The organism is Bradyrhizobium sp. URHC0002, from assembly GCF_054059515.1.
Window position 1 is genome coordinate 631,085 of the sequence record NZ_JBSSCF010000001.1, and the last position, 13,544, is coordinate 644,628.

Sequence of the window (13,544 nt, forward strand, 5' to 3'; positions counted from 1 at the left end):
CAATACGCCGGCCCCCATCGGCTGAGCATTCGACCGAAGGGTTTCGAAATGAAGGTCAGCCCCGACCAAGGGGCATCCGCCATTACTTCTTTTTGCCGGAACTCACGGTCGGCTGCCAGCCCGCGCCCTTCTGGCTTGGCGCCGCGGCAATCACCTTGATCTTCTCTTTCTTGGGCTTCTTGGCTTCCCGATTGCTTCTTTGCTCGCCCTTTGCCATGTCGATCTCCCCGGGTTTTGATGGTTACGTCGGAATTGCATACCCTCAGTTACCGATAGACGCCGCCGGAAACGCGGTGATGATAAAACTAGGCTTACGTCCCGCGGATTGCGAGCGCAAAAACGGCACAGGATGATCGCGAACCTGTCCTGGATGGCGAGGCCTCACACCACGCCACCTCGCGTTTTCCCTTGAGATTCCCTTGAAATTTCCCTTGAAATTTCCCTTGGGATTTCCCTCGACATCACGACACAAAGAGCGTCTGCTGCCCTCATCACCGCTCATCCTTGGCTCTCATGGGCCGCAAGGTGATGGACGTCGAGATCTGACGATGTCCAGTGAGCCGGTCTTCGGCAAGATCGGAAGCGGCACCTTCCATCTTCCTCATCTCATGCGGTCAATTCAGACCGGCCTCTGGACCAGATCAAAAAGGTAATCGCGGTGACGCGGAAGGAATAATGATGAAAAAACCTCTTTTCTCAATTGACGAACCGGAGCCGAAGAAAGCACCAACACGCGCCGACAGGCCACCTACCGAAGGGTTCGCGACGATTGTCGACGGCCATTTCAAGTCGGAGTTTGACACCCCCGAAGCGGCTGAAGCCGCCGGCCGAAAGCTGAAGTCGGCTTATCCATATCTTCAGATCGAGATCTATGACTCCGCCATGAAGGTCCGCACCTTGCTGAGCTAGCAAGCCAGGCTATTGCCGCCATCATCAGTGCAGAGACGAGGGGCATCCCTGATCAAGCGATCTCGTCGGTCCAGACCTTGAAGCTGACCAGCGTGTTCGGTCCAAACGTCTGGGTGATCGGCACATCGGAGGCGTCGCGGCCCTGCGCAATCAACACGCGGCCGATCCTCGGCACGTTGTTGCGCGGATCGAAGGTGCGCCAGTGCCCGCCGATATAGGCTTCGAACCAGCCGGCGAAATCGCCTGCGGCCCACGGCTTTGGCGTGCCGATGTCGCTGAGATAGCCCGTGCAATAGCGCGCGGGAATGTTCATGCAGCGGCAGAACGCGATGGCCAGATGGGCATAGTCGCGGCAGACGCCCTTGCCTTCCTCATAAGCTTCCCACGCCGTCTTGCTGGCGCGTGCGTGCTCATATCCGAAGGCGATGTGACGGTGGACAAAATCACAGATCGCCTGGACCCGCGCCCAGCCCGGCGGCGTTTTCTCGAACAATTGCCAGGCGATTTCCGAAAGCCGGTCGGTTTCGCAATAGCGGCTGCCGAGCAGATAGACCAGGGTGTCCGCGGGCAGGTCCTCGACCGCATGCTGAACCGCGGAAGCAAACACCGGATCGGTCAGGCCGCTGTCGCGCACCACGCCATCGCCGGCAAGGCGCACGCGGCCCGCGGGCGCAACCATGCGGCTGCACCAATTGCCGAACATGTCGCGATAGGGCGCGATCTCGACAACCGGGTCGGTGGTGAGGAAGTCCGGCACAATGACATCGGATGCGCGGGTGAAGTGTGTGCCCAGCACCATGATCATGGGTGTCGGCTGCGGGAAATCGTAGAGCATTTCGAATCCGACACGAAGCTTCACTCGAAACGCCTTTCCGGCTGCTAGATGTTCGAAGTGGCGACGAAACCAGCGAATACAAGGCGCTGGCTGCCTCATTCGACCAAATGCGGCTGACGTCAAAGAAAACGATAGCTAATTGCCGCGAAAGCGCGCACGTTGCGACGATGTCCGCAAAACATGATGACTTCGTGCGCAGATACGCGAGGCTGCCGGCATGACTACGCGCACACGACGGGAAACGGTTCATTTCAGGCATCCGTTCCGCATCAAGGGTATCGACCGGCAGCTCGCACCGGGGGCTTACGAAATCGTCACCGACGAGGAGATGATCGAGGGCCTTTCGTTTCCGTGCTTTCGGCGGGTCGCCACCATGATCATGGTGCCCGGCGCGCCGCCGCAACGTTCCGCGATGGAAATGATCTCGATCAGTTCGATCGATCTGTCTGACGCGCAACGCATCGACGCGAGCGCGCCGCGTGACTGATACCCCGATCGAGCTCGACAAACATCGCGGCATGGCGGCGCAGAAGGCCACCGATATCCGTCGCGTGATTGCCGAAGTCGAGGCCAACGCAAAACTGTTGCGTGACAAGCAGGGCGTTGTCGAAATCGAGATCCTCACCGCGCCGGCCACTTCGTGGCCGGAGGCGGTGGCCAAGGCGCGTTATGTACTCAATCTGTATTCCGCCGGCCTGCCGCCGACCGACACCCATCATCGCGACCTCGTGGCCGCGGTGCTTGCAGACCTCACCCGGCTCTCGAAGGAAGAGACCTGAACAGCCGATGTTCGACCAAAACGAACTGCACACTTCATCCAGCCGTCCCGACCAGGATCGAACGGCGTAAACCGAAAGCACCCGATGCAAAATCTCTCGCCACGCCATGTCATGACGGAAGAATCGCTTCGTCTCGGGGTAGAGTCCGGCTGGTACTCGACCAAGGTCAGTGGAACCTTCGTCTCGGGTCCGCATTCTTCCGAAGCGGACTGCCTGCGCAGGATCGCAGAAATCAATCCGCCGCCGGTCGCAAAAAAGAGGGTAGCCGGATGAGAGCATCGTTTCGCTCCGGGAGAAATGCCTGATGACGTTCGCGCGCGGCAACATCCGGGGCTATGACGACGACCGGATGGTCCTGCTGTTCTCCATGATGGATGACGGCAGGGAAGTGCCCTGCGCCGTCAGCGCTTCGGCGATGGATGAACTGGAACACGTGCCGCGGACGCCGGCTGCCCGCCGCGAGGAGCAGTTCGCGCGGTTGCGGGACCGGATCGAGGCGTGCGCGTCCCGCAAATTCCAGGCGCGGGAGTTCGAAGGCACTCCCCCCGGCATCATCGTGCGCAGCATCGATTTCCGTTCCTGAAAGACGCTGCCGTCAGCGGCCGCCGCTGATGTCCCGATGGACCGGTCTCGCGTACCGGTGAAAAAGCAGTTCCGCCTGCTCCCCGATCATGTTTTAAGGTCCGAACTATTTTTCGAAGGGACCGATTGCATGAACTTGCCGATGAGCTGGGATGAATGGGCTGACCATGACGGCGTGGCGCTGGCCGCGCGCGTCGCGAAGGGCGAACTGACGGCCGCTGAGCTGGCCGCGCAGGCGGCCGCCGGCATCGCCAAGGTCGATCCCGCGCTTTCCGGCGTTGTCGAAATCTTCGAGGATGCGGTCACAGACCCCGCCACCGACGGCACCAATCTCGACGGTCCGTTTGCCGGCCTTCCGTTCCTGATGAAGGACCTCGGCCCGACGCTGAAGGGCCGCCTGCAGGAAATGGGCTCGCTCTACATGCGCGGCAACCGCGCCACGGCTGACACGTTCCTGACGTCCAAGATGCGCGCGGCCGGGCTCAATCTGATCGGCCGCACCACCACGCCGGAATTCGGCGTCTGCAGTTCGGCGGACAATCCCGCCGTCTACGTCACGCGCAATCCCTGGAATACCGACCACACCACCTGTGGCTCATCGGCCGGCAGCGCCGCGATGGTCGCCGCAGGAACGGTGCCGATCGCGCATGCGACCGACGGCGGCGGCTCGATCCGGATCCCAGCGGGCGTCAACGGCAATATCGGGCTAAAAGTCTCGCGCGGCGTGTTCTCGCTGGCGCCGCATTTGTCCGACCTCTCAGGGCTGGTCTCGATTCAAGGCTGCCAGTCGCGCACGGTGCGCGACACCGCGGCCTTCGTCGACGCCTGCCGCGGTCCGGCGCCCGGCGAATTGATGCCGTTCTGGTCTCCGCCCGAGCCCTACACGCGGATGATCGCGCGCGATCCGGCGCGGCTGAAAATCGCGCTGTCGTACCAGTGGGGCGAGTACCGCGCGACGCCGCATATCGCGGCCGAGCTGCAGAAGGTCGGACGCTTCCTCGAAGGCCTCGGCCATCACGTCGACTACGCGCTTCCGGAGCTGGACTATCGCGAAGCCTTTGCGGCGCAGACCACCTGCTACATCAGCAATTTTGCCGTCGTGATCTCCAACATGCTGGCGGCGCGCGGACTGGAGAAACCGCCGGAAGACCTGATCGAGCCGATCAACATCCGGATCTGGGAGCATGGCCGGAACACGAGCTATGCCGACCGCGCACGGATGCAGGCGGTGTTCAACACGACCTCGCGCGGCTTCGGCACGTTCTTCGAGGATTGGGACATCATCCTGACGCCGATCACGGCGCTGCCGACGCCGAAGGTCGGCACCACGGAGTATCTGACCATCAGCGACAATCCCGACGTGCTCGACTGGTTCGGCAATCTCTGGCGAAATTTTGCCTTTACGCCGCTCGCCAACCTCTGCGGCATCCCGGCGATCTCGCTGCCGCTCGCCACCCACGAGCACGGCTTGCCGCTCGGCATCCAGGCGATCGCCAAGCAGGCCAATGACGGGCTGCTATTGCAACTGGCGGCCCAAATCGAGCGGGCGATCGATGGCAAGTGGAACGCGGGGCAGAAGCCGGGCGTGCATGTGACGAGCGGTTGATCTTCGCGGAGCCTGTCATCTACACCGCAAGGCCCGGACATAAAATCGCGAAAACAACCCCATGCAAAGTAGAATGGGCCCCGGCTCGCAGCGCTCACGCCGCTTGCCTCCGAGGCACGAGATGATCCGTGGTCACGGCCCGACCTAATCTAACCCTACTCTAGGAACTTCGTGAGATTGAGCCCCCCGCGACTTCACCTTCCCTGACAAGCAGGGCGTCATGGGATTCCTTCAAGCGCTTCAATCTCTCCACATTGGTCTCGCGTCTTTGGTCCAGACGATTGAGATAGGACAGCTCGGCCTTGACCTGGGCGAGGTTCAGGACATCGTCCATGCTGTACTATCCTTGCTCTGCGGGCTGATCGGCGGCTTCAAAAGGCTCGTCGTGGGCGGGGCGAACCAATTTTAGCATCGAGATACCGGTCCATTTGTGAAATTCACCACACATGGCGCACGATTCCCTTGCCGGCGTAGCTGCGGGTGACATTGGAGAACTCGCCCTCAAACGTGGCGCCGAGCGAGAAGCCGTTGCGCCATTTCATCTCCGCCGAGGCGGTGGTGAGGGCAGAATCCCGCGCCTGCGCGGCGCCGTTGACCACAAAACTCGCGCCCGGCAGGGTCTGGAAGGTCGCCGCGGCTGCGCGATCGGGGTTGAAATCATGCGCCCATGCGGCGCGGCCGCGCAGCGTCAGGATCGCGTCGTTCACGGCCCATGATTTGTCGGTGCGCAAACCCAATTCGCTGCGCGAGGCGGTGACGGTTTTCGCGCCGTAGCTCAGGGCGAAGGTGTTGGCCCCGGAGAGCACGCTCTCCGCATAGGCCGGAAGCTGGAATGTTGTCACCTGCCCGGCGGCGTAAGGCGTGACGGCCATCCAGGGTGTTGCAAACCGGTAGCCGCCTTCGACGCGGCCCGCGAAGGTGTTGGCCTGGAAGCGCGCCTGCAACCGGTCGATGCCCGCGATCATCACAGTGCGGTCGGTGGTGATGTCCTGCCAGCCATAGGCCAGCGCGGCGGAGAAGTAAGCGGGACCATTGTGGTGGCGCACGAACGCCCCGGCCTGGAACAGGTCGGATCGTCCCGTACCGCCATTGACGACGGAAAAATTGGTCCCGCCGCCGGCCAGCGCAAAGCCGGCGAGCGTATGTGCCGAGAACCAGTAATCCGCCCCGGCGGCGGTCCCAAACAGACGGCTCGTCGCGCCGTGCGATCCGGACGCGGTGCTGCCGTCCGTGGTCTGCGATCCGCCGAAGCCGCCCGCCCACACGTTCCAGCCCGGTTCGAACATTTGATAGCGCGGCGCAAAATTCGCCATCGTCGCATATGCCTCGCGCACGCGCGCACTGCTCGAACGACCTTCGCCGCTTTCTGCGAACGAAAGCGCTCGGGAAACGCCGCTCTCACGGCCCGCACCGCACGGATCGGTCATCACCCCCATGAATTGCGTCATGGCGTAGAACGTCGCCTGCTGCGCACCGGTCGCCGTCTCGCCCGAAAGCTGGGTCAGGCCGTTTGCAGAGCGCCCGGCAAAGGCGGCGTTGATGCCGCCATTGGCGTCGAAGAAGTTCTGCAGCGTGGCCGCGACCGTCTTCTGGTTGGCGTTGAGGTCCGTCCGGCTGATGTAGTCGAGCGCGAAATTCAGGTAGGCATGGCCGGTATCGTAGCTGAGGCTCGCAACGAAGCCGGCCGGTGCGCCGAGCGTATTGAGGCCGCTGAACGTTCCGCTGCGGCCGCCGGCCGCCGACAAGATGGTATATTGCTTCGCCACCGTGCTGCCAGCGGCGACGCTCACGCCGACCACGCCGCCAAGCGCGGCCGTACCGGTGACGCTGACCGACGCCGCGGCATTCGCATTGATCGTCACGAGATACAGCGCGCCCGACTGGAAGGCGAGATTGCCTGCGACCGTCATTGAGGTACCCGCCGTACCGTTGCCCGGCAGGAAGATGCCGCCGGTCGCGATGGTGGTGTTGCCCACCGTGCCGCTACCGCTCAGCGCGCCGCCGGCATTCACCGTGGTCAGGCTCGAGGATGCGATCGAGCCGTCGACCTGCAGGATGCCGCCGCTGACGGTCGTGGTACCGGTATAGGTGTTGGTGCCCGACAGAGCCAGCGTGCCGGTGCCGATCTTCTCCAGTTTGCCCGGACCGATCGAGCCGCCGCCGTTCGGGTCGTTATCGGCGATCACGCCGCTGACCGTCGTCGAGAGGTTGTTGCCGCCGACCACGAGCGTGTTGCCACCGCCGATATAGTAGAAACCGGAGCCGGCGATCGAGCCGGCCGTGATCCGGCCGTCGCCGTTCGCGCCGGTACTGTATGCGAAGGTGACATAGCCGGTTCCGTTGGTGATAAACTCAGCGTTGCCGCCGGTTGCATTGCTCTGGAAGTCCACCACGCCGCCGGAATTGGTGGTGATGACGGCGCTGCCTGCGGTCGAGTGGTCGTAAAACTCGAGATACCCATTGTTGTTATTGGTGATGATGGCATTGCCGGCGGTCGAGCTATTGCTGAACGTGGTTGATGAGCCAGTGGTGTTGGTGATCGTCGCGTGAGCCGCGGATGTCTGGTCGAAAAACATCGTGTAGCCGTTGCTGTTGACGATGGTAGCGGTCCCGGCGTTGGTCGCTCCAGCAAAGCTGATTTCAGCCGAGTTGTTGATCCTCGCATTGCCTGCGGTGGCGGTTTCGGTGCCTCCGTATGTGCCAAACCGCAATTGGGATGAAGCGGTCGACGTGATCGTGGCGTTGTCAGCACTGCTCGCACCGAGGAAATAGAGGACGCCATTATTATTGGTGATGGTCATCGCGCTCGCGGTCGTCGTGCCGGAGAACTCCGTGTAGCTGTAGTTATTGGTCAGGCTGGTGATCCCTGAGGTGTCGGCATTCCGGATATAGAGGAGTCCGTTGTTGCTGACCTGGCCGACGATGGATGCGGTGTGGGTGGTGTCGCCAAGTACCAGGGACGCGCAATAGCAGATCGTGGTGCCGCCGCTATAGGTGTTGGTGCCGAGCAACACCACCGTGCCGCCGCGGGCGGCTGAACTGTCCGTGATCGTCAGACCGCCGGAGCCGCTGCCGTCGGCAATGTTTCCGGTCATCGTCAGCGTCTTGCCGTTGGCATCGAGGGCGCTGCCGTGCGTCGACTGATTGATCCTGAAATTGTTCGCGAAGGTCTGGTCGATGGTACCGCCGGCCTGCAACTGGGCTTCCTGCAAGGTGATCGTGCCGGTGCCGAGCGAGCTGTTGTTGGTCGCCCGCACCTTGGCTCCGATCACGGTGGTGCCGCCGGAATAGCCGTTGGTGCCTGACAGGATCACGGTGTGGCCTGTTCCCGTCGAATCCTTGATGACGAGGCTACCGGTATTGCCTGCACTGTCGGCGATGGTGCCTGAATAGGTGAAGGTGAAGCCGTTGGCGTCTATCGTGGCGCCGGTGGAATTGATCTGCGCGGCATTGGCGATGGTGTAGGCGCCGCCTGCCTGTAGCGTGCCGCCATCGAAGGTGAGCGTACCGGTGCCGATCGCCGACGAGACGATGGCGCCCGGCGTTCCCACCGTGCCGACGCCGACTTGCAGCAGGCTGCTGCCGCCGGCTGCGCCGCAGGCGGTGCCGCAGATCGTGGTTCCGCCGGTATAGGTATTGGCGCCAGACAGCGCCAATGTGCCGCCGCCATTGAGCGCGATGTCGCCGGCGCCGCTGATCGGACCCGAGATCGTATTGCTGGTGCCGGCCGAGACGGTGATGATGGGATCGCTGTTGATGACGATGGTGTTGGCAATGGCGAGGCCGTCGCCGGTCAGCACCAGCCTGGTGACCCCGGCAAGCGTCTCGCCCAGCGTCAGCGTGCCGCTCCCGAGCGAGGTGCTGTTGCCGATGATGAGCGTCGATCCGTCGCTCACAGAGGTGCCGCCGCTGTAGGTGCTCGCGCCGGTGATGGTGAGCGAGCGTCCGCCGTCGAGCTTGATGGCCACCGAGGCGTCGGTGGTGCCGCCCGCGAGGCCGGTGATGCCGGAGATGGTCACGTCGCCCGAGGCGCCGGCCGCACTGGTCTGCGCGAAGGTCAGGCTGGCGCCGACACCATTGGCAAGCCCGAGATTACCGGTCAGCGTGCCGCCGACCGACGTCAGCGTGTTGGCGCCGCCCGTGAAGCTGATGGCGTTGCCCCCGGCGCCTGATCCGGCGCCGCCTGCGATCGTGCCGCTGTTGATGATGGTCAGGCCGGCGCCGATGATGCCGGCCCCGCCGATGCCTGTTGCGCCGGCCCGGCCCCGCGTGCCGCCGTAAACCGGGTCGCCACCGTTCGAATAAACGTCAGACACCTGTGCGCCGCCCGCGCCGCCGGCGCCACCGGAGATCGAGCCCAGATTGTTGATGGTCACGCCCGACGCCGTGACGACGATGCCGTGACCGCCATCGCCACCGCTGCCGCCGACGTCGCCAGCGCCGCCCGCGCCGCCGTTGCCACCCGTGATGCTGCCGCTGTTCGTATTGCTTCCCGACCCGGTGATGGTGAACGCGGCGCCACCTGCACCGCCACCACCGCCGCCACCTGCGACGTCGGCGACGACCCCGCCGTTGCCGCCCTTGCCGCCGTTGCCGCCAATCAGTGTCGCGGAATTGTTCAGGCTTGCGGCGCTCGGACCGCTGGCGGCGCCGCCACCGCCACCGCCGCCGCTGGCCGTATTGAAGTTGATCGTTCCAGCGGCCCCATCCTGCCCGACGCTACCACCGGCTCCGCCGCCGGGAAGCGAGCTGGCTCCGCCGGGGCCGCCGGCCCCGCCGGCCGCCCCCTCAGCGCCGCCACCGCCGCCACCACCGGTGCATGAGCACGATCGGTTCGGCGCGCCACCGTCGCCGCCGACCCCGCCGTTGATCCCTGCAACCCCACTGGCGCCGCCAGATTGCCCCGTCGACTGATAGTCGCCCTCGCCACCGACGCCACCGTTTTGCGCGAGCGCCGGCATGGCCAGCAAAGCAGCCATCAATACGATCGCGGCGGCCAACGACCCTTGCTTGTTCGACACGAGATCAGTCCCCAATTCCACGCCGCCGACGCCCCGCAGCCCGACGTAATAATAACGTGTCGCGAACATCTTCTGCCCCCGGCCGGCAGAGGTCCGCGCGCCTGTCCGGCATCGCAGTCCCCGTTCGGCACGACTCCCCACTTCAACTCTCCCTTTCCTCTCATTTCGCGCTCCGAAGGTCCTGAAACGGCTGTTGAGACATTCTGAAATTTTTCTGATATTCGGCGCCCCTGTGGGTTTGGGCACATTTTTTCGGTCGATCCGGGGACTAAATGAGGACAGTTGCCGGTGGGAGGGGACGTGCTGCGCTTTTCTGGTTTTGAGCTCGATTCCGAGCGCGCCGAGCTGCGCCGGCCCGATGGCGAGACGATCAAGCTCCGGCCCAAGACCCTGGAGATACTGCGGCTGCTCGCCGGCAATGCCGGTCGCGTCTTGAGCAAGCAACAGTTGATGGAAGCCGCCTGGCCGAACGTCCATGTCGGCGAGGACAGCCTGTTTCAGTGCATCCGCGAGATCCGCACCGCGCTCGGCGACGACAAGCGCCAGGTGGTCCGGGTGATCTCCGGCCGCGGCTACCTGTTCCAGGCCGAGGTGACGGGGGCCCAAGTCGCCGAGGTCAGCGTGACCGAGGCCGACGTGACCGAGGTCGCCGTCCCGGCCGCGCCGGAAATTGCGCCCGTCAGCCAGCCCGGGCCGGCCTCACCAGACACGACGGCGGCGCTCGCAACGAACAGTGAACCTGCGAAGCGGTTTTTCGACTTCAGCCGACACCGCATCGCCTTCGCTTCTATCGCGGGGCTCGCCATCCTATGCACGGCGATCGCCGTGTGGATGCTGCGCCCCGGCCTGATCTTTGCGCGCGGGCCGACAAGCATCGCCGTGATGCCGATCGCGGATGCGAGCAACGATCCCCTCGTCGCCCAGATGGCGGCCGATGTGAGCGGCCGCCTCACCGACGGGCTGGCGAAGATCGAAAACATCCGCGTGCTGGCACCGGAAACGGGTGCACCGAAGGCCGACTTCGTGGTGAAGGGCGAACTGCAGAAGAGCGAGCAGGCCTGGACGATACGAACGCGCATGACCAACACCGCAACCGGCGAGGTGACTTGGACCGCGTCATATCAGGTCAACCCGGCGGATACGGACCTGCAGATGCAGCAGTCCCGGCTCGCCGCGGGCGTCGGTCATGCGCTCGCGCTGCGCATCAACGAACTGCTGAACGCCGACGCGCGATCCGCTTCGAACAGCAAGGTCGTGATCGAACAGGCGACCGCCCATATCAACCAGACGTCGCCGGAACGTTTTCAGGCCGCGCAGGCGATGCTGGAAAATGCGCTCGCCGAACATATCCCGACAATGTCGAGGTACAGGTCGCGCTTGCCGCCCTCCTGATGCGCGGCGTGCAGATGTCGTGGTTGAAAGGAGCCGAGCGCGAGGCGGCGGAGACCAAGGCCGAGGCGCTGCTGCAGCAGACGCTGCGCGCAAAACCCAATCATATCCCGGCGCACGAGGCCTATTGCCGCTTCCTCAGCGCCACCAACCAGTTCCGCTCGAGTTTCGTGGCCTGCGCGCGAGCCCTGAGCTTCGATCCGTGGAACGGGATCGCGCTGTATCATATCGGCCTTGCGCAAATACGAACGGGACGCTTCGAGGATGCGCTGGCGACATTCAAGCAGGCGGACCGCTTCGACACCCCGCAGGTCTCGCGCTGGACCTGGATGATCGGCGCCGGCTGGGCCAATATGCTGATGGGCCGCGCCGAAGACGCGATACCGTGGCTGCAGAAGTCGATCGCGATCACATCCGCCAGCGGACGCACACACATGACGCTGGCGGCGGCCTATCAGCAATTAGGCAAGACCGAGGAAGCCAAGGCGGCGATGCAAAAGGGTATGGAATTGCGGCCGGGCTCGACCTATCAAAATGTGCCGCCACCGTGGAAGAATTCCAGCCCGGTCTATCGCGAGGCAGCCGAACGGCTCATGCAGTTGATGGTCGCGGCGGGCTTGCCGGAGGGGTGACGCTCCGCCCCGGCGTTATTCCGTCACCTGGACCGGCAACGTGCTGCCCCGACTGCGGCCAGCTTCCGTCACATCCCACCAGCTACCCAGCGCATCGAGCAGCGGCACGAGCTTGAGGCCGGCCGGCGTCAGATCGTATTCCACGCGCAACGGATATCCCTCGAATTCACTGCGCGCGACAATGCCGGCGTCCTCCAGCTTGCGAAGCTCCAAGGTGGGCATCTTGTGCGAGATCGTGGGGTTGTCCCTGCGCAGGTCGCTGAAGCGTTTGGTGCCCTGCTTCAGATAGTAGATCAACAGGCCGGGCCAGCGGCCGCTGATGACCTGCATCACTTCCTCGATGGGACAGCGGGAGACGAGATCTTTCATCCGATCACTCGTGGTTACAAAAAGGTGCGTCATTTACTTGGGCAGGGCGATCCGTAGATTCCAGTCACGCTGCGCAGCGTGATCAGCAGAAATCACGGAGAACATAGCAATGGAACCGATTCTTCTCTATGGCTTCCCCGCCGGAAGCTCGATGGGGCTTGTCGCCGCCCTCGAATGGCTTGGCAAACCCTATTCGCTTTGCCGCGTCGACATGCTTGGCGACATGCGCGACCCTTCCTATGCCCGCATCAACGCCCGGCATGAAACGCCGGTCTTGATTACGGATGCAGGGCGGGTGCTGACCGAGACGATGGCGATCGCCGCCTGGCTCGAGGCAAGAGACAGCGAACGGCGCATCAGTTTTGCACCGCTGTCGCCGGAAGCAGACCGGATGCACCAGCTGATGGGCTTCGTTAACACGGGCTTCACCGGCGCGTTCTCACCGCTATGGGTCGCGATGGAGATGGCGGAACCGAACCCGCAATTGCAGGCCTCGCTGCGCGAGTTCGGTGCCGCGCGGGTGATCGAGCGGCATGACAGGCTCGAGGCCATGGTCGGGGATCAGCCCTTTCTCGTGGGTGAGCGCCCGACGCTGGCCGACGGCCTTCTCATCGGCGTCGCGCGATGGCTCGATTTCCACGAGGTCGCCGATCCCTCACGCTGGCCCAAACTCGCCGCCGTGCGCCGGCGCATCGAGGCCGACCCCGCCGTCATCCATGCAACGGCGTTGGAAAACGGAGACATTGGTTCGGGAATCGGCGCTTGCGTCGGACATATTCCGCTCGCGGATGTCATCGAGCGGTTCGGCGACTGACGGGCTTCCGTAAGAATCGTGGGGTGGGCAAAGGCGCAACGCGCCGTGCCCACCATCCATCCGTCGTCGTCATACTGCATGGTGGGCACGCGGAGCCTATCATCGGGCGCGCATTCGCGCGACCCGTTGGCTTTGCCCACCCTACGAAGTTCTTACGCCGCTAGTCGAATGCTACGCCGATCCTGTACTCCCTGCGCCAAACGACATGGCAAAGCAGCTTCAGTCCGTCCTCAGGTAGGATCAATGTGAATTCATTGGGAATACGGATCAGGTCCGGAAAATCCAGCGCCGCACCCGTGGCGGATAGATCGCGAACGATGCAAGCATACTTGTCGCCGCCATACTCGATTTTGGCGGCCTTCATGACACGGACACGTGGCGCAATCCGGGTTTCGACCATCGCGAAAAGCTCCGGGGAAATTAAAGGAGACAGTATCCAAAAAAGCTACTGTGCAGCCGAAAGATTAAATATTCGGGAATTTCCGGCATACCGGATCGCCAGCGCCCGGCTGGTCACGCAAAAATAGTCCTGCTCCTGTGACGCAAATCGCGATCGCTGGCGGAGATTTCTGTCGTGACGTTAGTTCCGCGGGGCCTAAGCCCCGCGC

The 13,544-nt window shown here is 63.5% G+C and carries 15 protein-coding genes; 9 read left to right on the top strand and 6 right to left on the bottom strand.

Annotation, left to right across the window (positions count from 1 at the left end; all coding sequences use genetic code 11):
- Positions 1-82 precede the first annotated feature (82 nt).
- Positions 83-217, bottom strand: a complete 135-nt coding sequence (locus ACVWVY_RS03095) for a hypothetical protein (RefSeq protein WP_456624999.1) — start codon at positions 215-217, stop codon at positions 83-85.
- 461 nt (positions 218-678) lie between these two features.
- Here ACVWVY_RS03095 and ACVWVY_RS03100 point away from each other — a divergent pair, with 461 nt between their 5' ends.
- Positions 679-909 (top strand): hypothetical protein, encoded by a 231-nt coding sequence (locus tag ACVWVY_RS03100; protein ID WP_456625000.1) that lies wholly within the window; start codon positions 679-681, stop codon positions 907-909.
- Positions 910-961: 52 nt separating this feature from the next.
- On the opposite strand, the gene ACVWVY_RS03105 is transcribed toward ACVWVY_RS03100, so the two are convergent.
- Entirely contained in the window at positions 962-1,768 is an 807-nt protein-coding gene (locus ACVWVY_RS03105; protein ID WP_456625001.1) for a transglutaminase-like domain-containing protein, read from the bottom strand.
- A 193-nt stretch (positions 1,769-1,961) separates the two neighbouring features.
- Here ACVWVY_RS03105 and ACVWVY_RS03110 point away from each other — a divergent pair, with 193 nt between their 5' ends.
- From ACVWVY_RS03110 to ACVWVY_RS03130, 5 genes are all read left to right on the top strand, one after another.
- Complete coding sequence (locus ACVWVY_RS03110; RefSeq protein ID WP_214493159.1) at positions 1,962-2,231, top strand: hypothetical protein; 270 nt, start codon at positions 1,962-1,964, stop codon at positions 2,229-2,231.
- Positions 2,224-2,523, top strand: coding sequence for a hypothetical protein (locus tag ACVWVY_RS03115; RefSeq protein ID WP_456625002.1), 300 nt, complete (start codon positions 2,224-2,226; stop codon positions 2,521-2,523). Before ACVWVY_RS03110 ends, ACVWVY_RS03115 begins: the two co-directional genes overlap by 8 nt.
- Before the next feature lie 84 nt (positions 2,524-2,607).
- Positions 2,608-2,796, top strand: a complete 189-nt coding sequence (locus ACVWVY_RS03120; protein ID WP_456625003.1) for a hypothetical protein — start codon at positions 2,608-2,610, stop codon at positions 2,794-2,796.
- A gap of 31 nt (positions 2,797-2,827) precedes the next feature.
- Complete coding sequence (locus ACVWVY_RS03125) at positions 2,828-3,106, top strand: DUF1488 domain-containing protein (protein WP_456625004.1); 279 nt, start codon at positions 2,828-2,830, stop codon at positions 3,104-3,106.
- Between the two features lie 129 nt (positions 3,107-3,235).
- Positions 3,236-4,711, top strand: a complete 1,476-nt coding sequence (locus tag ACVWVY_RS03130; protein ID WP_456625005.1) for an amidase — start codon at positions 3,236-3,238, stop codon at positions 4,709-4,711.
- A 160-nt stretch (positions 4,712-4,871) separates the two neighbouring features.
- Here ACVWVY_RS03130 and ACVWVY_RS03135 read toward each other — a convergent pair whose 3' ends face one another.
- Together ACVWVY_RS03135 and ACVWVY_RS03140 are read right to left on the bottom strand one after the other, a co-directional pair.
- The gene (locus tag ACVWVY_RS03135) at positions 4,872-5,045 is read right to left on the bottom strand and encodes a hypothetical protein (RefSeq protein WP_456625006.1); all 174 of its coding nucleotides are present in this window, start codon (positions 5,043-5,045) and stop codon (positions 4,872-4,874) included.
- 103 nt (positions 5,046-5,148) lie between these two features.
- Entirely contained in the window at positions 5,149-9,801 is a 4,653-nt protein-coding gene (locus ACVWVY_RS03140; protein WP_456625007.1) for an autotransporter domain-containing protein, read from the bottom strand.
- Positions 9,802-10,032: 231 nt separating this feature from the next.
- On the opposite strand from ACVWVY_RS03140, the gene ACVWVY_RS03145 reads away from it, so the two are divergent.
- Positions 10,033-11,124, top strand: coding sequence for a winged helix-turn-helix domain-containing protein (locus ACVWVY_RS03145; RefSeq protein ID WP_456625008.1), 1,092 nt, complete (start codon positions 10,033-10,035; stop codon positions 11,122-11,124).
- Positions 11,125-11,138: 14 nt separating this feature from the next.
- Complete coding sequence (locus ACVWVY_RS03150) at positions 11,139-11,753, top strand: tetratricopeptide repeat protein (protein WP_456625009.1); 615 nt, start codon at positions 11,139-11,141, stop codon at positions 11,751-11,753.
- A gap of 15 nt (positions 11,754-11,768) precedes the next feature.
- On the opposite strand, the gene ACVWVY_RS03155 is transcribed toward ACVWVY_RS03150, so the two are convergent.
- Positions 11,769-12,122 carry a winged helix-turn-helix transcriptional regulator gene (locus tag ACVWVY_RS03155; RefSeq protein ID WP_456625010.1) on the bottom strand — a complete coding sequence of 118 codons (354 nt, stop codon included), beginning with the start codon at positions 12,120-12,122 and terminating at the stop codon, positions 11,769-11,771.
- A 109-nt stretch (positions 12,123-12,231) separates the two neighbouring features.
- Here ACVWVY_RS03155 and ACVWVY_RS03160 point away from each other — a divergent pair, with 109 nt between their 5' ends.
- On the top strand, positions 12,232-12,936 hold the full coding sequence (locus ACVWVY_RS03160; RefSeq protein WP_456625011.1) for a glutathione S-transferase family protein: 705 nt from the start codon (positions 12,232-12,234) through the stop codon (positions 12,934-12,936).
- Positions 12,937-13,096: 160 nt separating this feature from the next.
- Here ACVWVY_RS03160 and ACVWVY_RS03165 read toward each other — a convergent pair whose 3' ends face one another.
- On the bottom strand, positions 13,097-13,336 hold the full coding sequence (locus ACVWVY_RS03165) for a PilZ domain-containing protein (protein WP_456625012.1): 240 nt from the start codon (positions 13,334-13,336) through the stop codon (positions 13,097-13,099).
- Between the last annotated feature and the right edge of the window lie 208 nt (positions 13,337-13,544).

Coding starts and splice junctions, on each gene's coding strand:
- ACVWVY_RS03095 (WP_456624999.1), bottom strand. CDS start 217: ATGGCAAAGGGCGAGCAAAGAAGCAATCGGGAAGCCAAGAAGCCCAAG.
- ACVWVY_RS03100 (WP_456625000.1), top strand. CDS start 679: ATGAAAAAACCTCTTTTCTCAATTGACGAACCGGAGCCGAAGAAAGCA.
- ACVWVY_RS03110 (WP_214493159.1), top strand. CDS start 1,962: ATGACTACGCGCACACGACGGGAAACGGTTCATTTCAGGCATCCGTTC.
- ACVWVY_RS03120 (WP_456625003.1), top strand. CDS start 2,608: ATGCAAAATCTCTCGCCACGCCATGTCATGACGGAAGAATCGCTTCGT.
- ACVWVY_RS03125 (WP_456625004.1), top strand. CDS start 2,828: ATGACGTTCGCGCGCGGCAACATCCGGGGCTATGACGACGACCGGATG.
- ACVWVY_RS03130 (WP_456625005.1), top strand. CDS start 3,236: ATGAACTTGCCGATGAGCTGGGATGAATGGGCTGACCATGACGGCGTG.
- ACVWVY_RS03135 (WP_456625006.1), bottom strand. CDS start 5,045: ATGGACGATGTCCTGAACCTCGCCCAGGTCAAGGCCGAGCTGTCCTAT.
- ACVWVY_RS03140 (WP_456625007.1), bottom strand. CDS start 9,801: ATGTTCGCGACACGTTATTATTACGTCGGGCTGCGGGGCGTCGGCGGC.
- ACVWVY_RS03150 (WP_456625009.1), top strand. CDS start 11,139: ATGTCGTGGTTGAAAGGAGCCGAGCGCGAGGCGGCGGAGACCAAGGCC.
- ACVWVY_RS03155 (WP_456625010.1), bottom strand. CDS start 12,122: ATGAAAGATCTCGTCTCCCGCTGTCCCATCGAGGAAGTGATGCAGGTC.
- ACVWVY_RS03160 (WP_456625011.1), top strand. CDS start 12,232: ATGGAACCGATTCTTCTCTATGGCTTCCCCGCCGGAAGCTCGATGGGG.
- ACVWVY_RS03165 (WP_456625012.1), bottom strand. CDS start 13,336: ATGGTCGAAACCCGGATTGCGCCACGTGTCCGTGTCATGAAGGCCGCC.